This window comes from Psychrobacter sp. CX10, assembly GCF_057621575.2.
In genome coordinates, this window is sequence record NZ_CM177736.1 from 317,297 (window position 1) to 338,130 (window position 20,834).

15 protein-coding genes and 2 pseudogenes are annotated in these 20,834 nt (G+C 40.8%); 8 read left to right on the forward strand and 9 right to left on the reverse strand.

The features are described from left to right. Positions 1–98 precede the first annotated feature (98 nt). From AC21OH_RS01265 to gmk, 3 genes are all read right to left on the reverse strand, one after another. Positions 99–2,546, reverse strand: a complete 2,448-nt coding sequence (locus tag AC21OH_RS01265) for a RelA/SpoT family protein (RefSeq protein WP_487370481.1) — start codon at positions 2,544–2,546, stop codon at positions 99–101. 434 nt (positions 2,547–2,980) lie between these two features. Then, on the reverse strand, positions 2,981–3,241 hold the full coding sequence (gene rpoZ, locus AC21OH_RS01270; RefSeq protein WP_487370480.1) for a DNA-directed RNA polymerase subunit omega: 261 nt from the start codon (positions 3,239–3,241) through the stop codon (positions 2,981–2,983). A gap of 318 nt (positions 3,242–3,559) precedes the next feature. Further along, the gene (gmk, locus tag AC21OH_RS01275) at positions 3,560–4,174 is read right to left on the reverse strand and encodes a guanylate kinase (RefSeq protein ID WP_486536589.1); all 615 of its coding nucleotides are present in this window, start codon (positions 4,172–4,174) and stop codon (positions 3,560–3,562) included. 479 nt (positions 4,175–4,653) lie between these two features. On the opposite strand from gmk, the gene ispH reads away from it, so the two are divergent. Both ispH and AC21OH_RS01285 read left to right on the forward strand, forming a co-directional pair. Further along, the gene (gene ispH / locus AC21OH_RS01280; protein ID WP_487370479.1) at positions 4,654–5,610 is read left to right on the forward strand and encodes a 4-hydroxy-3-methylbut-2-enyl diphosphate reductase; all 957 of its coding nucleotides are present in this window, start codon (positions 4,654–4,656) and stop codon (positions 5,608–5,610) included. 249 nt (positions 5,611–5,859) lie between these two features. After that, positions 5,860–6,671 (forward strand): annotated as a pseudogene (locus AC21OH_RS01285) (thioesterase family protein). A 120-nt stretch (positions 6,672–6,791) separates the two neighbouring features. Here AC21OH_RS01285 and AC21OH_RS01290 read toward each other — a convergent pair. The 6 genes from AC21OH_RS01290 to AC21OH_RS01315 all read right to left on the reverse strand — a co-directional run bounded on the left by AC21OH_RS01290 (position 6,792) and on the right by AC21OH_RS01315 (position 15,424). Continuing rightward, a complete protein-coding gene (locus AC21OH_RS01290) occupies positions 6,792–8,189 on the reverse strand; it encodes an NAD-dependent succinate-semialdehyde dehydrogenase (protein WP_487370478.1) in 1,398 nt (465 codons plus the stop codon). A 176-nt stretch (positions 8,190–8,365) separates the two neighbouring features. After that, positions 8,366–9,721 (reverse strand): agmatine deiminase family protein, encoded by a 1,356-nt coding sequence (locus tag AC21OH_RS01295; RefSeq protein WP_487370487.1) that lies wholly within the window; start codon positions 9,719–9,721, stop codon positions 8,366–8,368. A 72-nt stretch (positions 9,722–9,793) separates the two neighbouring features. Then, positions 9,794–10,687 (reverse strand): N-carbamoylputrescine amidase, encoded by an 894-nt coding sequence (gene aguB / locus AC21OH_RS01300; RefSeq protein WP_487370477.1) that lies wholly within the window; start codon positions 10,685–10,687, stop codon positions 9,794–9,796. Between the two features lie 167 nt (positions 10,688–10,854). Then, a complete protein-coding gene (locus tag AC21OH_RS01305; RefSeq protein ID WP_487370476.1) occupies positions 10,855–12,348 on the reverse strand; it encodes a Na+/H+ antiporter NhaC family protein in 1,494 nt (497 codons plus the stop codon). A 290-nt stretch (positions 12,349–12,638) separates the two neighbouring features. Next, entirely contained in the window at positions 12,639–13,955 is a 1,317-nt protein-coding gene (locus AC21OH_RS01310; protein WP_487370475.1) for an NAD(P)/FAD-dependent oxidoreductase, read from the reverse strand. Positions 13,956–13,957: 2 nt separating this feature from the next. Continuing rightward, on the reverse strand, positions 13,958–15,424 hold the full coding sequence (locus AC21OH_RS01315; RefSeq protein ID WP_487370474.1) for a glutamine synthetase family protein: 1,467 nt from the start codon (positions 15,422–15,424) through the stop codon (positions 13,958–13,960). 406 nt (positions 15,425–15,830) lie between these two features. Between AC21OH_RS01315 and AC21OH_RS01320 the strand changes: the two genes are divergently transcribed. The 6 genes and pseudogenes from AC21OH_RS01320 (at position 15,831) to htpG (ending at position 20,720) form a co-directional block, all read left to right on the forward strand. Beyond that, on the forward strand, positions 15,831–16,574 hold the full coding sequence (locus AC21OH_RS01320) for a gamma-glutamyl-gamma-aminobutyrate hydrolase family protein (protein ID WP_487370473.1): 744 nt from the start codon (positions 15,831–15,833) through the stop codon (positions 16,572–16,574). Next, entirely contained in the window at positions 16,546–17,385 is an 840-nt protein-coding gene (locus AC21OH_RS01325; protein ID WP_487370472.1) for a cupin domain-containing protein, read from the forward strand. The genes AC21OH_RS01320 and AC21OH_RS01325 overlap by 29 nt, the downstream gene beginning before the upstream one ends. A 3-nt stretch (positions 17,386–17,388) precedes the next feature. After that, complete coding sequence (locus tag AC21OH_RS01330; protein ID WP_487370471.1) at positions 17,389–17,565, forward strand: hypothetical protein; 177 nt, start codon at positions 17,389–17,391, stop codon at positions 17,563–17,565. 44 nt (positions 17,566–17,609) lie between these two features. Beyond that, positions 17,610–17,804: a hypothetical protein gene (locus AC21OH_RS01335; protein WP_487370470.1), complete on the forward strand. Its 195-nt coding sequence runs from the start codon at positions 17,610–17,612 to the stop codon at positions 17,802–17,804. Between the two features lie 114 nt (positions 17,805–17,918). After that, positions 17,919–18,454 (forward strand): annotated as a pseudogene (locus AC21OH_RS01340) (arginase family protein). Positions 18,455–18,719: 265 nt separating this feature from the next. Continuing rightward, positions 18,720–20,720: a molecular chaperone HtpG gene (gene htpG / locus AC21OH_RS01345; protein ID WP_487370469.1), complete on the forward strand. Its 2,001-nt coding sequence runs from the start codon at positions 18,720–18,722 to the stop codon at positions 20,718–20,720. The last annotated feature ends 114 nt before the right edge of the window (positions 20,721–20,834 follow it).

Consider the following 20,834-nt stretch of genomic DNA (forward strand, 5'->3'; position numbering starts at 1 on the left):
GCCAGCTTCTCTTGAGTATTTATTGTCTATTGGTTCGACGCTTTAACTTAACATTTTAGATGAGTTGTTTATAACCGTTATTACGATGTTATAGACGGCTACAAACGATATAACCGTCTAATATTACCAAATCCAACATGGGGGCGTAGTGCTTCAATACTTTCATGTAAGTGGTTACGACTGCGCACAATGATATGAATTATTGTAGATTTTGCTCGAACATCAACTTTTTCAACACCGATGTTAAGTTGACGTAAGGTATAAACCACATCGGATACTTGTTCATCATTTAATGCTAAGTTAATTTTTAAGTACGCCGTAAAATGAGGGCGATCGCTTGGATGTTCTATACTACGCTCTATCTGCTCTTCACTATACCAGTTTAGCTGAACAAGCTCATAAGGCTTGTCTTTGAATTTATTGACAATTGAATAACAGCGATGACGATGCACCACCAATCCATGTGTGGTTAGATGTCCGATTATAGGATCACCAAAGATTGGGCGACAACACCCCGCAAAATGAACTTCGACACCATTAGCATTTGACAATAACTGATTGGGTCTATCAAATCCCTTCTGATTGGCTTGTTCATGAATTTTGGTCACATCATCGCTAAATAGCCGTGATACAACGAGCTGGGGTAATAAAGTACCGGCACTCATACTTTCAAATAGCTCGCCTTTATTCTTGGCATTTTGCCACTGCAATAAATCATCCCAATCAGAGTCTGTCACATCATCGATTGATTTATCATAGGTTTGTAAGGCACGATCTAGCGCTTGTCTGCCATGTAATTGTTGCTCCTCTACGGGTAAGCTGCTAAACCAGCGTCGAAGGGTGCGATGAGCTTTGCTAGTTACCACAATGCCTAGCCATTCAGCTTTGGGTTTTGCGCTGTGATCGATTTCAATTTCGACAGTCTGTCCAGTTTTGAGGGTTGAACCAAGTTTGGCTTCTTCACCATCGATGATAGCACCGACTGCAATATTACCGACCTTAGGGCCTACAGCGTAAGCAAAATCCAGCGCAATCGCACCGCGTGGTAGCTCATACGCGCGGCCTTCAGGGCTATAACAAATTATTTTACGAATATTTAAATAACTGATAAGGTCATCAAGCGTATCAAGCAAGCCTTCATAATCTTGCGCTTCTGAAATCTCGGCATCGCTATCAGAAATAAGCTCTTTCATATTGCGTAAAGAGGCTTCAATCACTGAGCGGCTAATCTCAGAAGCTTGCTCCGCTCCAATAACCCCAAGTCTTGCCGCATCTTGCATCTTTTGAGTTAATAAGGTGACCTTGATGGTGTCGTTATCACGCACATAAGTTAAGGTTAATGATTGGTTGCCGCCGGGTAGGGGATGGCGTATGTTATCGGCAATAAACTCCCTTGGTATGTCGTATCTTTTGATAAGGTAGTTAGCAAGCAAATCACAATCTTCGATACTGTGCGTGACAATCTCAAATGCGTAATGTCTGAGTAGATCATCAATCTCACCGCGATTTCTAAAAAACTGACGGTACATAACCACTTGATTTTCAAGTACCCGCACATGGCCGGACACATGATGTCGATCTAGGACGCGGTTTAGATATTGATGAATGGCTTCTTTTTGGTATTTTCTACCCAGTCCGTGTTGAAGCAATTTGTCCGACATCTTGGTATACATAACAGGATCAAGATTTCGATAACACAGTATCTCCATATAATCGGCAATATCATTGAGTCCCATCAAACGTGCAAAGGGGATATAGAATTCTAAGGTCTCTGCAGCTGTCGAGCGTTGTTTTTCAGGTCGAACCGCATCCAAAGTTGACATATTGTGCAAACGATCAGCAAGTTTGATAATTAATACACGAGGATCATCAAGCGTTGCTGTCATGATTTTATGAAAGGTAGCGGCTTTGTTTTGCTCTTTATTGCGTTTTGAGGATTTAAGTTTGGTGACGCCATCTACTAACCGAGCCACTGTGGCACCATATCGAGTTGCTATTTGATCTGAGGTAACCTCAGTATCTTCAACCGTATCATGTAATATAGCAGCGATTATACAGTCGTGGTCTAAGCGAAAACCTGCGAGAATTTCTGCCACCGAAATTGGATGCGTAATATAAGGCTCGCCAGACTTACGTTTGTCTTTTATATGAGCCTCATCCCCAAACGCACAAGCATCTAATACATCCTGCTTTTCTTCATCATTAAGGTAGTATATGGCACGATATAAATTGCGCTGTGCATCATCTACTAAGTGATGACTAAGCTTAGGTAAGCCTAAAGAGTGTCCCGTAATATTTGCTATATCTTCATCATTAGAATTAGGTAAGCTTATATCACCTGTATCAATAGGGTCAATAACGTTGTCTGAGTGGGAAATGTTGTTAATTTTTTTGCCATTCATATTAGTATTAAAGTCGTCAATAATTAGGTCAGTATCAGAGGATGTTGTCGTATCAGGATGAGTGGTAGTAGTAATGGAAGTAGTTGTACTATTACAATTACTAGAATCAAGAAGCGTATTTGACTGAGAATCTGAATTGAACATAAGCATCTTGACCTTAATTGATTATGAATTGATTGACAGTTTATTAACAGTTGATTAGCAATGTCACGAATGTACGGTCTAAGAGTAGAGCACTATGTTAATCAACATACCAATAACCAAAGCATAACCCAGTTTGATTTATATTATATAGCCTAAGCAGCTAAACGTATCAAACACTATCTTTTATTTACTCAATATTTTGTATTTAATAAAGCAATACCCATAATTAATCTTAATTAAGGAGGATTGTCAACCGCTCGACCGATAAAACTACAAATTAACGCTCGTTTGGGGAAAAATATAAAGAATATCAATGTGATAAACCTATTAAAGTTTATATGTGAATATCCAACATCTTATATAAAATTTTAAAGCTAAAAAAGCCACGAATTGTGTATTAACAAATCGTGGCTCAAAAAAGCGTTAACTTAAGTTTAGAAACTCTGACCACCGCTAAGTGCTAAATCTAGCGAATTGGTCGCAAAATGATGATCAGGCTGATTAAGAATATCTTTTGTGACTAAACCTGATGCAATTTCACGTAATGCCAATACGGTTGGTTTGTCATTATCTACTTCTACTAAAGGCTCAGAGATACCTTTTGCAAGTTGATGTGCGCGTTTGCTGGCAACCAAGACTAGCTCAAAACGGTTATCTACTGCATGTAAGCAATCTTCAACAGTTACACGTGCCATAAAATCCTCTTTTAATCACATTGTGATTGATATTAAATATTGATAGTCAATCAATTAGTATACCAAATATTGCGGCTAATAACTATATTATCAAATTGCTTTATTGATAAATGACTATATTAACAAGTGAATATATTAATAGTGTCTATTTAAAAAGCGACTATATTAAAAGCGACTATACCAACAAGTAACTATACCAACCATTAAATATATTAACTAATAGCTATGACAACTAAAAATACTGTCCAAATTAAACCTATCTATATTAAATAGTCATGGTATCAACACTCATTTGCTATGCTAAAAATAAATCAGCTGCTAGTCTTTAATAAGATCATTGATGGTTTCTCGATATCGAGACTGCTGGCGAGCAAGCGTTTGACGCTTAGCAACAATAATAGACTTAAGATCTGATAAAGCAGCTTCAAAATTATCATTGATTACCACATAGTCGAAGTGCTCATACTGCTTCATCTCAGTAACAGCACCCGCTAAGCGTTTTTCAATAACTTCCTGCGAGTCTTGACCACGTGAAGACAAACGCTGGCGTAAGGTGGCGCGGCTAGGGGGGAGTATAAAAATCATCGTCACGTCATCAAAAAGCTCTTTTATTTGTAGAGCACCCTGCCAATCAATCTCTAATATCACATCGATTCCGGCATTTAATTGCTGATCCACACTTTGGCGTGACGTGCCATAGTAGTTATCAAATACTTTGGCATGCTCTAAAAAGTCACCCGCTTGTATGCCGCTGACAAATGCGGCTGTGTCCGTAAAATGATAATGTTGACCTTCTATTTCACCTGGACGCGGACTACGTGTTGTATGGGAGACACTAACTGCTAGGTCATTGGTGGTCGCAATAAGCTGCTTTACCAGCGACGTCTTACCTGTACCTGATGCTGCCGTTATTATAAATAGTGAGCCTTTCATAAGTTAATTCTCGTTTAATTATAAGGTGTTGTATATTGAGCGTTTTACTTTGAACGTCTTATTTGTCATATAGGGTTTCTATCAAGTGTCGAGTAAATAGCGACGCAATAGCGTATTAATGCAAGGAGGATAATCTACCCATATCGCTTTAAAAAGTGCTATCCAATTGGATAAATGTAAATTACTACTCTTAGGGTGTGCCGCCGATTTAAAAGATATGCTAAAGTAGTCAGAATTTAAACTGTTTATTCGCCCCTAATTGAAAACATTTTTTGAAGACACATATAGCACATTATAATAGTAGCAATCTTTCAAGTCCTAGTTTCTATTGTGCCAATGATTATAGTTCTAAATTTAAAGTTCATTTTTAGTTTAAAGTTCATTTTTAGTTTAAAGTTCATTTTTAGTTTAAAGTTCATTTTTTAATTCTAATTGGTGTTACCAAATTTTTATCTGATTATCTATTGCAAAGGTTGTTTATGCAAATTTATCTTGCTAATCCTCGTGGTTTTTGTGCCGGTGTTGACCGTGCCATTGCCATCGTTAATGAAGCCTTAGTACGCTTTGAGCCTCCCATTTATGTGCGCCATGAAGTGGTGCATAATAAGTTTGTTGTTTCGGACTTAGCACGTCGAGGCGCTGTATTTGTCGAAGAATTACACGAAGTGCCAGATGGTTCGATAGTGATATTTTCAGCACACGGCGTGTCCAAAGCTGTAGAAGACGAGGCACAGCGCCGAGATTTAACGGTGTTTGATGCCACATGTCCGCTTGTGACCAAAGTTCATATTGAGGTTTCAAAATTTGCCCGTGATCAAATGGATACCATTTTGATTGGTCATCATGGACATCCTGAGGTTGAGGGTACAATGGGGCGGTTTAGCACCAAATATGGTGGTCAGATCTATTTGGTTGAAAATGAAGACGATGTTAAGAATCTTGAAGTTGGCAATCCTGATAACTTAGCATTTGTCACCCAGACTACGCTATCTATGGATGATACTGCTGTTGTCATCGATGCGCTACGTGAAAAATTTCCTCAAATTCAAGGCCCGCGCAAAGATGATATTTGCTATGCAACACAAAATCGTCAAGATGCTGTGAAAGATTTGGCAAAGCGCTGCGAGGTGGTACTTGTGGTCGGGTCACCAAATTCATCAAACTCAAATCGTTTACGCGAGCTTGCAGAGCGTATGAGCTGTAAAGCTTATCTGATAGATAACGCAGGCGAGATTAGACAAGAATGGTTTGAAGGGGTTAAAGCGGTCGGGGTGACAGCTGGCGCGTCGGCGCCTGAGGTATTAATTCAGGAAGTATTGGACCAGCTGCAAACGTGGGGCGGAGATATGCCCGATGAGTTAAAAGGTATAGAAGAAAACATTACCTTTAGCTTGCCCAAAGAATTACGTATTCCTATTAAAGAAGTACGTTCATAGCGCGCTAATATGGCGTGGCTAGTACAATAGAGCGTAGGTTCGTAGAATACAGGGCGTATGCTCATACCAAAAAGACAGTTAGCTTTAAAATGGCGATTTAACTATTTATTTTAATTGATACGTTATTTCAAGCGATACGTTATTTCAAGCGATACGTTATTTCAAGCGATACGTTTTAAGCTATATTTTTAAAGCTATTTATATAAAAATAATTATTTACAGCATTTAATCAACCTTATAGGAAACTTAATGACGGCATACTATCAGTGCATCGATCGCATTTATCAGGACGATAAAACTTGTGTGGCGCATTATAAACCCACACACCATGCTCAAGGGGCTTGGAATAGCCACGAGCAGCACATGGCGCCAGCAACTGGTATCTTAACGCATGAGCTTGTTCAATATTCCCCCCAAGCTAACTTACGTATTGCCAGAATAAGCCTTGATATTCTAGGTTTGATACCCTTGAGGAATTTACCATTACCACGCGTTGTATTCGTCCTGGTAAGACGATTGAGCTGGTAGAATCAGTCATGAGTGCTAATGGGCGTGACTGTATCATCGCTAGAGCGTGGCGGTTATTGACTCAAGATACCAGCGAGATAGCAGGATTGGAAGATCCAGTACTCTCATCGCGCCCTGATGAGCTACCTTCGTGGGAAGAAATGAAGGGCTGGCCTGGTGGATTTATAGAAAGCATTGAGCTTGCTGCAGACCCTAACCGTCGTCCGGGTAAAGGACTCGTATGGCTGACTACTGAGCTTGATATGGTAGAAAACCAAGACACCAAAGATTTCATTCGTTTAATGGGGCTGGTAGATACGGCCAATGGTGTCGTTCCAAGAAAGGGTTTAAAACTGTCCGAGATGACGTGGGCTTTTCCGAATACGGATTTACAAATTCATATGCACCGATTACCCCAAGGCAAATGGTTGGGGATAGAAGCGGTACAGCAATATGGTGATGACGGTATTGGTCTGACCAGTGCTATCTTACATGATGAAAAAGGCCCATTCGGGCGTAGTGAACAGATTTTAACCATACGTCCCATCCCTTAAATTTAAGATAAACGGGCTTCTAATTTTTTTATTAAAAAGACCACCTGTTATGCGCAGGTGGCCTTTATTTTGTAGGGTTTATTTGAAAGCAAACTTTTCATACTAAAGCAGACAAGCCACTTACCTTTCAGGACGTAAGGATTTGTCTCTCACTAATTTGTAATTTAAGAATTCTGTAATTCCTAACTTACCCAGTTCACGACCAAAGCCCGAGCGTTTAACGCCGCCAAACGGTGTGTTGGCTTCACTACCTGAGGGAGCGTTAATCGTGACCATACCCACTTCAAGTGCATCAGTTAACTTATCTGCCATCTCTTCACTCGTCGTATGTATGGATGCGCCCAAACCAAACGGGACGTCATTCGCAAGTTTTATGGCTTCATCAACATCGGCGACTTTATATAAAACCGCAACGGGTCCGAACAGCTCCTCCTTATATACGGCCATATCGCTTGTCACGCCAGTTAATACCGTAGGTTCAAACCATGCGCCTGGTTTGTTGGCCTGATATCCACCGTCAACCAATACATTAGCACCTGCATGAATCGCACTATCTAATTGTTTTTGAAGGTTTTCAGCGGCTGCAATCGAGGATAGAGGTCCCATTTTTGTTGTTTCTTGCATGGGGTCATTCGGAGACATTCCCCTAACAGTGGCGTTGAATTTTTCAACAAACTTGTCATATATAGATTCGACGACTATCAGACGTTTTGCGGCATTGCAAGCTTGCCCTGCATTATCAAAGCGACCATTGATCGCATATTTTACTGCTTTATCCATATTAGCGTCTTCTAAGACGATAAATGGATCGGAACCGCCAAGCTCAAGAACCACCTTTTTAAGGGCGCTACTGGCGACTTGAGCCACCGCTTGACCAGCTTTTTCAGAGCCAGTTAATGACACGCCTTGGACGCGAGCGTCTTTGATAATATCTGCTGCTTGATCGTTAGTTGCATATATATTGTTGTAGACGCCTTGAGGCAAACCCGCTTCTTCAAACAAAGCTTCAATAGCTTCCGCCGTTTCAGGGCACTGAGGAGCGTGCTTTAATATAACTGTATTACCTGCCATAAAGTTTGGAGCGACAAAGCGAGCGACTTGGTAATGAGGGTAGTTCCAAGGCATTATTCCAAATAAGACCCCAATAGGATGCTTCTCAACACGAGCATTGCCTCTATCTACCTCAATGGTATCTGGTTTTAATAACTCTGGCGCATTGTCAGCATAGTATCTAAATATTTCAGCGACAAAGGCCAGCTCACCTTTAGCTTGGGTGATAGGTTTGCCCATCTCACGCGTTATAATCGCTGCAAGCGCATCGATTTTATCCATATATGTATCTGCAATAGTGTGTAACAGCTTGCTACGTGATTCAATAGAGGTAACTTTCCATGAATTATATGCACTTTGTGCCTGCTGTAATACGTTTTCTACCTCATCTTGAGTAGCGGTAGGATACGTCTTTTCAATCTCGCCAGTGGCAGGATTAGTAACTTTATATAGGGTATCGGTACTCATATAGTTCTCCTTTTTTAAGGTTTAATAGTTCTTTTACCGCTTATTATTTAACGTTAATCCTGTTCTCACTTTACTCTTCGTTCTAGAAACAAAATATTAATTAGACAACATGTTAGATAGACAACATGTTAGTTAGACAAAGTGTTAGTTAAACGACGTGATATTAGACGCTCTAGTCAACGTATTGCAGGCTGGTGTTGAGTGATACAGTGAATATTACCACCGCCATATACAATCTCACGTGTTGGAACGCCTACAACGTTGTGATTTGGAAAAATATCACGCAATTGTTGTAATGCCAATGCGTCATTGTCATCTTCATATTGAGGTACAATAATGCCCTCATTACAGATGAGAAAATTGACATAGGATGCGATGCATAATTCGCCTCTATGCCGAGCTTTGGCCTGTGTGACATTGCTGCCCATCAATGCATCAGTGCTGTCTATTTCAATGTTGCCTAATACAGCGCTGTCAATTCCAGTGTTGTCTAATACAGTAATATCCTGAGGTAGGGTCACCGCATTCAATGTGCAACAAAGTTTGTGCACAACCAGTTTGCGGCCCCGAGCATCAGTCATGTTGGACAATTGTTTGTAACATTTTTGAGCGACCGCATAAAAAGGATGGTTTGGGTCATCTGTATAAATACAAACCACCTCACCAGGTCGCACAAAGCAAGCAACGTCATCGACATGACCTGTGGTTTCATCAGGATCAATGCCTTCATCAAGCCATAATACTTTTTCTACATTTAAATACTGTTTCAGCTTGTATTCAACTTTTTGCTCAGATAAGTTCGGATTACGCCCTTTACTCAATAAGCACATTCTGGTGGTTAACACCGTACCTTCACCATCCACGTGAAATGCGCCACCTTCTAATACAAAATCAGAGGTACGATACCGCTTAATTCCTAACTGCTCACAAATGAGGGAGGCAAGCCTATCATCATTATCCCATGGCGAATACAAGCCGTCATAGTGACCGCCCCACGCGTTAAACGTCCAGTCGCATGCTCTAAGCTCTATGGGATAATCTAATTTATTTGAGTTATCAGAATTTGCAAACTTATTGACAAGAAAGCTGGGCCCTGTGTCGCGCGCCCATGCATCATCATTTGGTAAAGATATAACATAAATATCAAAAGTTTTAGTATGGGCAAGTTCACTTATTGATGTTATGTCATCATCTTGAATGCTCGCATGGTGGTGGTCTTCTGATTCAACTTCTAAAGCTGTTTTATTGAGCCTATTATTAACGCCATTATTCATGCAGTCTGTTATTTGGACGCTATCGACCGTATTAATTTGATTAACGCCTACAGATTGAGACAGACGGTCACTGACTTGCTGTCTGCATGACTCGGCGTGCTTAGGATCTGCGATGATAGTCACGTCACAAAACTCACTGATCGCCATAGCCACATCAAGATATGCCTTTTGTGCAGGAATCGCATGATCGCGCCAGTTATCTAAGCGATAAGGCCAAACCATCCAAACTCGAGAGATAGGGGCGTACTCAGCTGGCATATAGAACCCATCTTGAGCGGGCGTGCTATTCAATACGGTTGAGGTCATGATGACTACCTAAAAGTGTTGAGGTTATTGACCATGTGTTGTCAAAATGCCATATGTTTCGGGTCTTCTGTCTCTAAAGACGCCCCAATGGATACGATCTTTTGCAAGCTCATCAAGATCAAAGGTTGCTGTAATGACTTCTTCTGCATCGCGTGAAGCCTCTGCCACGATTTCACCTTTGCCATCGGTTATAAATGAGCTACCATAAAAGGTAAGGCTGTCAGTTGACGCTTTATCTAGTTTTTCAGTTCCGATACGATTGGATGCCACAACCGGCATTAGATTGACTGCTGAGTGCCCTTGCATGCAGCGTTGCCAATGCGCTTTACTATCAATATTTAGTAGAGGTTCTGAGCCTATGGCTGTCGGATAAAGCAGTATTTCAGCACCCATCAATGCCATACTTCGAGCACATTCTGGAAACCACTGATCCCAGCATATCCCTATACCAAGTTTTGCAAATTTAGTATCCCAGACTTCAAATCCTGTATCACCTGGGGTAAAGTAAAATTTTTCAGCATAAGGAACACCATCTGGAATATGAGTTTTGCGGTAAGTTCCTAGAATCTCTCCATCAGCATCAATGACAGCGACACTATTAAAAAAATTATTGCCAGCGCGTTCAAAAAAGCTAACAGGTATAACGACATTCAAAGACTTTGCTAGCGTTTGGAAATGTTGTATTGCTGCATTGTCATCAATTGTGGTCGCCAATTCAAAATAATCAAAGTGATGCGATTGACAAAAATAAGGGGTTTCAAACAGCTCTTGTAATAAAATAATATTGGCGCCTTTATCAGCAGCGTCGCGAACCAATCTTGTGGCAGTGTCTATATTTTTTTGGATATCCCAGTGACATGACATTTGGGTTGTTGCGATAGTTATGTTGCGGTTGATGTTATAGGTTACTTTGCGCATATAAATGTTTCCTTTAAATATATTAAGGGGTTATTGGTAACAAACTTGATTTAAAAGTATGTTGTCCAATAACCCCTTAATATGACTGGATGCTGAATGTATAAATGGATATTTAAATGGATATATAACTGGATATACAGATATATATCCTCAAACCATCAGTTGTATTAAGCCATCATAATACCTAGCCCGATAAAGCTTGCGATGGCTAAGACGGCACCTAATAAAGCATAAGGGAACTGAGTGAAGGCATGCTGCATTGGAGTACACCCTGCGCCTTGTGCGGCCAGTAGTGATGAGTCACTAAAGAAACAAGCATGACTACCAAATGACGAGGCAGATAATAAAGCGCCAATCACAAGCGGCGTACTCACCCCTAAAGCACCAGCGACAGGGAATACTATCGGCATAGCTAGTACATATAGACCCCAACTTGACGAGGTGGCGAACGTTAAGAATGCCATAACCACAAATATAACCGCAGGGAATGTCGTGAGTGTCATGTAAGGCGTAATGGCTTCAATCACATAGGGCGTCATACCCAATTCATCATTAATTGCTTTTAAGAAAAAGCCGCCAATGACCGTCGATAATGGATATAGCATGACTTTAAAGCCATTAAATAGAGACTCAATTTGAGTCTCAAAGCTTAATATACCTTGTACCCAATAAAGAATAACGGTCACAAAACAAGTCAGTAATGCCCCTTTTAATAAATCTACTTCAAAATAAACGGTAGAACCGATAAGTAGAATCATAGGGATAGCAAAGTTTAGTATGTTTGCTTTGAATGAAAGTTTGCGTTTGGCTTTGACGTTAGATACCAAATCATTATCAACAAAGTCTGGCGGAATAGGTTGACCCGCTTGAGCTCTTTCTTCTGCTTTTTTCATTGGCCCCCAGTTGCCAATAATTCCGAATGCAACTAAGAACACAATTATTAAAGCCAGCCAAGCATAGGCCATAAAAGGTATGGCGGTAATGTATAAGCTCATGCCGCCGCCTTCGCCGGCAACACCATTTTCTTCAAGCAGGCCTGCAAAGTACACCGCCCATGTAGATATTGGCACGATGACACACATAGGTGCAGCAGTCGAGTCAACGATATAAGCAAGTTTTTCGCGAGAGACTTTATAATGATCGGTTAGTTTTTTAACAGACGTAGATACTGCTAAACAGTTTAAATAGTCATCAATAAATACAATCACACCCAATAGGGCAGTGGCTACCAAAGATTGACGACGAGATTTGATGATGTCTTTTAACCAACCGCTAAATCCATTAAGGGATCCACTTGTTTCTAAGAGCTGAATAAGACCACCCATCAGACCACAGACCAAAACGATCCATACAATAGTTTCATTACCAAGCACGGCTGAGATATTGTTGGCAAACGGATCAATCAAATCAAAAGGGTTTAGCATAACCAACCCAGCCACACATCCTGCAATCATTGATTCGAACGGACGACGAGAGATAATAGCAGTCACTAATACCAATAAGGTCGGGAGTAGTGAGTATAACCCCCAAGAGTCACTGTCTTGATGAAAATATGATAGGGAAGCAAAGGCTAAATATATTGCAATACCTACGAGTAGCGTCAAAAATAGACGCTTGTTATCATAATGCCCACTAACGGCATCGTTTAGCTTCATGTTCATTATTACATTCCTTATATAATGTTAAAATTAACCACTTGATGACAACGTTGAATTGTGAATGTTGAAGATCATGGTAAATCTAGTGAAGCTTTTGAAGTCATCCCTTGACTTCAAAGACAAACTGGACTGAATTTAAACACTTTAAGATCTACTCAGCCCAAATTTTAATGACGAACTCCGTTCGCAGCTCCTATTTATATCTACACTTACATCTAGATTTGTACCTATACTTATTTTGTACCTATACATATACTGACAACGACACATATATTGACAACTACACTAAAAACTTATAAACCTGTTTTATCTTTTAAGGCATACCACCATGAGCCCATGACTGAGTACGGCACACGTAATGCACGTCCGCCAGGAAAAGGTATCCATGGCACATTGGCAAAGACATCAAACTCTTTAGTATCCCCATTAATGGCATTGGCTAGGATTTGACCGAATAGGTGTGACCCTGTTACGCCGTGTCCGCTATAGCCATGCGCAAATAACACTCTGTCGTGTAGCTTACCGAGCTGCGGTACACGAGAAAAAGATAGAGCAAAATTTCCGCTCCATGCATAATCAATTTTTGCATCGCGTAATTGTGGGAATATTTTGTACATATTAGGGCGTATTTTGGATTCGATATCCGCCGGATCTTGCCCGCCGTACACACTACCACCGCCAAAAAGTATGCGCTTGTCAGCAGATAGACGATAATAATCTAAGATATAACGCACATCTTCCACACAAACATCGCTTGGAATAAGCTCATCAGCCAAGTCGCCTAGAGGTTCGGTGGCAATAATTTGAGTAGAGACAGGCATAATACGGTCAGTAAGCTTTGGTATGACCTTGTTTAAGTATGCATTACCGCATAATACGATTTTTTGACAGGTAACACTGCCAAATTCAGTAATGACTTTAGCGCCTGCGTCATCGTATTCAATATCTACTACCAGTGTATTTTCATAGATAGTACCGCCATTTTTTTCAATCGCGGCCGCTTCACCCAATGCCAAATTTAGAGGATGTAAGTGTCCCCCAGAATGGTCGATCATACCGCCGATGTAAGCATCTGTATTGACGTATTCTTGAATGCCCGCTTTATCTAAGATTTCGCGCTCATGCATGCCATGGCTTTCCCACAGTTCATGCGTTTCGACCAGATCTTTCATTTGACTGGCATTAAACGCTGCAAAGATGTTTTTTTCTTTAAGATCGCAATCAATGTCGTAATCGTCTATAAATCGACGAATGACTTTATTGCCTCGTGTTACCAGTTGACCAACGAAGTCTGCGGTTTGATCGCCGTAAGACTTCTTAATCTTTTGCAGGCTAGCATTTAGTCCGTTGACGATTTGACCGCCGTTACGTCCTGACGCGCCCCAGCCAATTTGTGCACCTTCAAGAAGTACCACATCATGTTGAGTCTCGGTTAGGTGCAGTCCAGTAGACAGTCCGCTATAACCACCGCCTACAATACAAACTTCACAAGTGATGTCTTGTTTTAGCGTAGGGCGTTCTGGTTTGTCATTACGACTTGCCGCATAGTAGCTATCGGGATATTGTCCTTGGTCTGAATAATGCGGAATATTACGAGGGTTATTTGACATGATTAGACATCCTGTAAATAGGTAAGATATTCAAGATTGGTAACCTGTAGCGCAAAGCGTTTTGCTTCTTGCTTTTTAAGGTCTATCAACAGCTCGATCATTTGCTTAGGGAACAACGACTCTATCGTATCGCTATTTTCGAACTCGCGAATAGCTGAAAACCAATCCATGGGTAAGGTGTCCAGGCTTTCTTCATCGTAAGTAATATTATTAACGGGTTCAGGGGCTTCAAGCTTGTTTTGAATACCATGTAGCATGCCGGCAAGCACAGCGCTACAGACTAGGTATGGGTTTGCATCGGCACCTGAAACGCGATGCTCAATACGGCGGGCTTTAAAGTCGCCACCAGGGATGCGAACTGCCGCGGTTCGGTTTTCATAGCCCCAAGATATGTTGTTGGGAGCTAGAGTACCTGGCGAGAAACGGCGATAAGAGTTAACATGCGGAGCAAACAGTAAGGTACAGTCGGACATGGTAGACAATAGTCCAGCGACTGCGTGTCTAAGCATGTCAGAACCCTCTTCGGTGCCATTGTCGAAAACATTATTGCCATCTTTATCGAGTAGGCTGCAATGCACATGAAAGCCATTGCCTGATTGGGTGCCATATGGCTTGGCCATAAAGGTTGCGGTCAGCCCGCGACTGGCGGCCACTGACTTGACCAATTGTTTAAATAATACCGCGTCGTCGGCCGCCTTTAGTGGGTCGTTGACATGGAGTAAGTTGATTTCAAACTGGCCACATCCGTTTTCAGCCAGTGCGGCATCCACAGGAATATTTAGTTTACGGCACTCGTCATACACCTCGTCTAAAAACTCATCAAACTGCAATAAGTCATTAATACTTAAAATGGAGGTCTTATTAAGTCTTAGTCCATTTTTGGGACGAATAGGTGGCTGTGGCGGTTTGCCTTCAGTGTAATCAACCAAATAAAACTCAAGCTCAGTGGCCATGACAGGGGTCAAACCAAGCTCTTTAAACTTTTGACTAATATGCGCTAAAACGTGGCGGGGATCACCGTAATAAGGCTGATTGTTTTCTTCATATAACCAAACTGGTAATAAAGCTGAAGGCTTACTGGTATTAATTAGCGTAAATGGCTCACGTCCAGTAGGTTCGGCAATTGCATCGATGTCGCCATTGGTTTGCGAAGATTCTATAACGTCTGCACCCCATATATCGACGCCTAGGATTGAGAGAGGCAATCTAACGCTGCCGTCCAATGCTTTAGATAACTGAGAGTAGGGAATACGTTTGCCACGCATGATGCCATTCATATCGCAAGCTGCGACATAAATATATTCGATATTATTTTCTATATCATTATTTGTGTCTTGATCTAGATTATTGAAATTTTCAGTATCAGAATCATGGTTTTTGATTGAACCATGATTATTGATGATAGAAGAATCAGTTGAGGAATCTGATGAATTTGACTGAGAGTTTGAACTTTTATTAAAGGTTTTCATTGTCTTACATCCTTGATACTTCTTTCAGGTTTGGATTTCCAATTGCAAATAAAGAAAAATAGTGTGCTGCTCTCTAAATGATCCTGAATTAAATATATGTGTGAAATATATAGTTGTCAATAAATATTAATTATGAAGGCAAAATGAGTTATATATTATTCAATATGCTAAAACCATGCCAATTTGAAATATATAATTTACATATTTAAATTTGAGTGCTATTTTTGATTTGTGATATAAGTTTTTAGAAACGTCTACAATAAATTGCTTCAATACTATTAATATTTTCAGTATCAAGTTTTTAATCTTTTTTAAGCAGCTTTCTCTTTTCTCTAAAGTTTTTGCATTACTATTTATATTTTCTCGTTTTCAAATAAAGCTATTTTAATGTAATAAGGATGTTCGTATGAGTACTTCAAGACCCGTTATTGGCATCGTTTGCTGTCATAAAATGGTAGACAACAAACCTTCACAAAATGTGTATGATAAATATATCAAAGCCATTAAGTATCATGGCGGTGCGCCCGTTTTATTACCCCATGCTATGGCAGAAGAATCTAGTTTTAACGCTGTTATAGGTTTGCTTGATGGTATCTTATTAACAGGGAGTTATAGTAACGTTGCGCCCGCACGCTATGGGGCTGAGCATGACGAACCCAAACAAGACCTTGCAAGGGATGAGCTAACCTTTAAGCTACTTGATTACGCAAGACACAATAAGCTACCGTTACTGGCGGTATGCCGTGGACACCAAGAGATGAACGTATATTTTGGCGGGTCGCTGCATCCTGATTGGCGCGAGGTGGAGGGATTTTATGAGCCGCATTTAGAAGACAGCAGTCAACCCATTGAAATACAATATCAGCCAGTACATGATGTTATTATTAGCCCAGGCGGGCATTTAGCCGTGTTCGATGAACGCTGGCGGGTCAACTCTTTACATAAACAATGTATCAATAAGGTCGCGCCTGATTTGTTCGTAGAGGCCATTGCACCAGATGGTTTGGTCGAAGGTATAAGTTTGCCTAATCATCCTTACTTATTAGGGGTTCAGTGGCATCCAGAAGCACATTATGATAGTGATGATATGTCCAAGTTTTTATTTTCAGGATTAATAAAGCATGCAAAAAAAGTCAGAGAAGAAGCCTAAAAAAGTCCCTAAAAAAGCGTCTCATAAAACGACAAACGATGCCGCAAAGAGCGCATCAAACGTCAGCGTGGATAAAACACAGAACCGAACAGAAAAACAAACCGCAAATAAAGAAGTTCAGACGGTTGATGAGACTGTTACCGAGATTAAAAGCAACATCGAAAGCAACATTAAAAGCGACGCTGTGCCTGTATCTACTGATGCGCTTCAAAAATCTTCTAATTTACATTCTGAAGCTGATACGATGAGTGCGCATGTTGATGAAACCATTGGTGATAAAATCAATCAGCTGCGGTTGTCCAAAGGGTTTTCACAGCGTAAGTTAGCGCGGTTAGCAGGCTTAACAAACACTGCCATAAGTTCAATAGAGCGTAACAAAGTCAGCCCAGCCGTCAATACGTTATCAGCGATATTAGAGGTGTTAGATTCTAATCTTCAAACTTTCTTTAGTGATGACTGGGGGCGGATGCAACCTAAAGTCGTGATAACGCCTGAGGACTTAGTTGAATTAAACGATCTTGAGAGCGGTGTATCGCTTAAGCAAGTGTATGCCTTTGCACCCACACGGAACCTAGGTTTTTTAATAGAAACCTATCAACCAAATAGCTCAACCGAAGAGAAGATCACCCATGAAGGTGAAGAGATAGGCACAGTGATTGAAGGGAAAATATTGATTCAAATTAATAACCTGTCTTACATGCTCAACGAAGGAGACAGCTATGCTATTGATACAACCCAGCCGCACACCTTTATCAATCCTACCTCGAAGGTGACACGTATTATAAGCGCTCATACTCCTGCAACGTATTAATTAATGAACCCTACAAAAACAAAGACGGTTTTTATTAAAATCTACAGTCATCAGCACAATAATACGCATCAACCTCTGGCTTATTTCTCTGATGGTCAAATGCGTGATCCCCTTGAAATACCAAAGCGACTCGATGTGCTCTTTAAAGCACCCAAAGCATTAGGCATAGAAGTGACGTAAGCCAAAGATATGGAGATAACCTAGCAGTACATGATTTTGGGTGTGTGGATTTTTTTAAGAATTGCTACGCGCAGTGGAAAGCTGTCGTTGAGGATTTGGGAGATCAAGTCCAAACGGGTATATTTATGCCAAACAATAATCCAGGTATAGGGATTATGGCAAAGGCTGTCAAATATCAAGCTGATAACAGTGTACCCTTAGGTAAAGGGTCATGGAATGACATCTATTGGTCAGCTTAAATGGCGTCAACTGCTGCAGATGCACTACTTAAAAGTGAATCATAAGAAAATGAATCAAAAGATAACGTCATTCAAGTTTGTCTATCATGGCCACCGGGTCATCATGCGGGTAAAATTAGTGCAGGCGGATTTTGTTACTTAAATAATGGCGCCATAATTGCGCAATATTTGCGCCAAAAGTATGCAAATATCGCCATCGTTGATATGGACATGAATTATGGTCAGGGCGTACAAAAGATATTTTAGACCGTCAGGATGTGCTATATACCTCAGTACACGTATCAACAATTAATTTTTATCCAGCGGTGACTGGCCATGGGCATAAAAAGGGTGAGGGTGAAGGCTATGGGTTTAACCTAAACTTTCCAATGCCGTATGATGCAAGTTAAGCGGACTTACTTAGTTATGTAAATCAATCGCTAGAGGCAGTCGCTTTATATAACCCTGATGTGGTTATTCATATATTAGGATTTGATGTGTATGAAGAAGATCCAGTAGCTCGATGTGCAGTGAGTACAAAAGGCTTTGAAATATTAGCTCAAAAGATAAAAGCGCTAAACAAACCTTTGATTGTATTGGTAGAAGGTGGTTATACGGTGGATAAATTAAATATTAATCTACAATCATTCTTAAAAGAGCTGATGACCTAATTTGCTTATCTAATTTTGCTCATTATTCTATATTGCATTCACTATATATAAAAGATAAACCAGTCAAAATTTGAATGGTTCTTTCATTTCAATATAAATAAAATTTATCGCTAAAATTTAGCAGCTGGTTAGTTGAAAAATTTAGAGTTCGCCCCTATTAGTTAATAAAGCAACTTAAATAGATAGAAAGCTAATAATACAGCTAATGCGAAAACTATCCATCCAAAAATTATCAATAACTAAACCAACAATCAAAGAGGATACTATGAGCGAAAATAACAATTCCAACCAGGCCACCCAGCACATTTTTGAAGCTGAAGTTGCTCAGCTACTGCACTTAGTGACTCACTCCCTGTATTCAAACTCTGATATCTTTGTGCGTGAGCTGGTCTCCAATGCCTCAGACGCTTGTGATAAATTGCGTTTTGAAGCCACCTCTGATGACAGCCTATATGAAGACGATGGTGAGCTAAAAGTACGCATTGATATTGATGAAGATGCCAAAACCATTACCTTTATCGATAACGGTATTGGTATGAATGAATCAGATGCGACTGAAAACTTAGGTACGATTGCCAAATCGGGTACCAAAGCATTTTTAGAGCAATTAAGCGAGTCGCAAAAGCAAGATGGTCAGCTTATTGGTCAGTTCGGCGTCGGCTTCTACTCAGGCTTTATTGTCGCTGACAAAATCACGGTCGAATCTCGCAAAGCGGGCGAGCCTTCAGATCAAGGCGTACGCTGGATATCTGATGGTACAGGCAAATTTACCACCGAAACCATCACTAAAGACAGCCGTGGTACGTCTATCACCCTTCATCTTAAAGAAGAGTTTAGCGAAGGTGAAGACAACTACCTAGACCGTAATAAGCTTAAGCGTCTGGTAAATAAGTATTCAGACCACATAAGCTTACCGATTCAGATGCGTAAAGAAGTCTGGCAAGAAGAGGTTGAACCAGATAGTGTCGAAGGTGAAGTAGATGAGAATGGTGCGCCAGTTAGTCCGCAATCTGAAGGTAGCAAAGGTGAAATGGTACTGACCGATGAGTGGGAAACCATTAACAAAGCCAGCGCCCTGTGGACACGCTCAAGCTCTGAGATTGAAGACGAAGAATATAAAGAGTTTTACAAAAACGTCAGCTATGACTTTGAAGATCCATTAGCGTGGACGCATAACCGTGTTGAAGGTCGTGTGCAATATACTCAGCTGTTGTATATTCCCAAAAAAGCCCCATTTGATTTATACGCCCGTGAGCAGCAACACGGCTTAAAGCTATACGTTAAACGTGTGTTTATCATGGATGACGCTGAGCAACTATTACCAATGTACTTACGCTTTGTGAAAGGTGTGATTGACTCAGCCGACTTACCGCTTAACGTGAGCCGTGAGCTATTGCAAGAATCACGCGATGTGAAGTCTATTCGTGATGGTAACGCGCGCCGTGTATTAACACTGCTTGCCAGCTTAGCCAATAGTGAAGACAGTGAAAAACAAGATAAATTTAAGCAGTTTTACGCTGAGTTTGGTGATGTCATCAAAGAAGGCCTTGGCGAAGATATGGGTAACCAAGAGCGTATTGCCAAACTCCTTCGCTACGCGACCAGCAACAACGATGCGCTAGAAACCAGCTTTGCTGACTACAAAGAGCGTATGAAAGACGGTCAAAAAGCCATCTACTATCTAACCGCTGAAAACCTAGCCGCTGCCAAAAATAGCCCACAGCTTGAGCTATTCAAGAAAAAAGGCATCGAAGTTATCTTGATGACCAGCCGTGTTGACGAGTGGGCGATGAACTTCTTAACCCAGTTTGACGGGACGCCACTCCAAAACATCGCTAAAGGCGCAGTTGATTTAGGCGACCTACAAGATGAAGCTGAAAAAGAAGAAGCTAAAAAAGCAGAAGAGAACTTAAAGCCTGTGGTGGATAAGCTCAAAACCGCTTTAGGCGAGCGTGCAAAAGACGTACAAGTGTCAACTCGTTTGGTAGATAGCCCAGCGTGCATCGTGGTTGGTGATGGTGAATTAACGCCACAAATGGTACAAATGCTGCAACAGATGGGTCAAGAAGTCCCAGACATCAAGCCAACGCTTGAGGTGAATCCTAACCATCCATTGATTCAAAAGCTTGAAGGTAGCGAGCAGTTTGACGGCGATTTTGACAAGCTGGCCCAAGTCATCTTTGACCAAGCGCTACTTGCTGATGGTGGTCAGTTAGAAGATCCAGCGGGTTATTTGAAGCGTGTGAATGAGTTGCTGTTGAAGTAAGCTATGATCAATTAACTCGTCGTTAGAACAAAAAAAGGACTCATATTTGAGTCCTTTTTTTAATTTTAGTGTTTGATTATTTGTAGCTATCCCCGCTTTTCGTTACTATCTTGC

Excerpts from the sequence above, each read along its gene's own strand:
- ispH (WP_487370479.1), top strand. The coding sequence starts at position 4,654 with ATGCAAATTTATCTTGCTAATCCTCGTGGTTTTTGTGCCGGTGTTGAC.
- htpG (WP_487370469.1), top strand. The coding sequence starts at position 18,720 with ATGAGCGAAAATAACAATTCCAACCAGGCCACCCAGCACATTTTTGAA.
- AC21OH_RS01330 (WP_487370471.1), top strand. The coding sequence starts at position 17,389 with ATGAACCCTACAAAAACAAAGACGGTTTTTATTAAAATCTACAGTCAT.
- AC21OH_RS01305 (WP_487370476.1), bottom strand. The coding sequence starts at position 12,348 with ATGAACATGAAGCTAAACGATGCCGTTAGTGGGCATTATGATAACAAG.
- rpoZ (WP_487370480.1), bottom strand. The coding sequence starts at position 3,241 with ATGGCACGTGTAACTGTTGAAGATTGCTTACATGCAGTAGATAACCGT.
- aguB (WP_487370477.1), bottom strand. The coding sequence starts at position 10,687 with ATGCGCAAAGTAACCTATAACATCAACCGCAACATAACTATCGCAACA.
- AC21OH_RS01325 (WP_487370472.1), top strand. The coding sequence starts at position 16,546 with ATGCAAAAAAAGTCAGAGAAGAAGCCTAAAAAAGTCCCTAAAAAAGCG.
- AC21OH_RS01295 (WP_487370487.1), bottom strand. The coding sequence starts at position 9,721 with ATGCCAGCTGAGTACGCCCCTATCTCTCGAGTTTGGATGGTTTGGCCT.
- AC21OH_RS01290 (WP_487370478.1), bottom strand. The coding sequence starts at position 8,189 with ATGAGTACCGATACCCTATATAAAGTTACTAATCCTGCCACTGGCGAG.
- gmk (WP_486536589.1), bottom strand. The coding sequence starts at position 4,174 with ATGAAAGGCTCACTATTTATAATAACGGCAGCATCAGGTACAGGTAAG.
- AC21OH_RS01265 (WP_487370481.1), bottom strand. The coding sequence starts at position 2,546 with ATGTTCAATTCAGATTCTCAGTCAAATACGCTTCTTGATTCTAGTAAT.
- AC21OH_RS01320 (WP_487370473.1), top strand. The coding sequence starts at position 15,831 with ATGAGTACTTCAAGACCCGTTATTGGCATCGTTTGCTGTCATAAAATG.
- AC21OH_RS01315 (WP_487370474.1), bottom strand. The coding sequence starts at position 15,424 with ATGAAAACCTTTAATAAAAGTTCAAACTCTCAGTCAAATTCATCAGAT.
- AC21OH_RS01310 (WP_487370475.1), bottom strand. The coding sequence starts at position 13,955 with ATGTCAAATAACCCTCGTAATATTCCGCATTATTCAGACCAAGGACAA.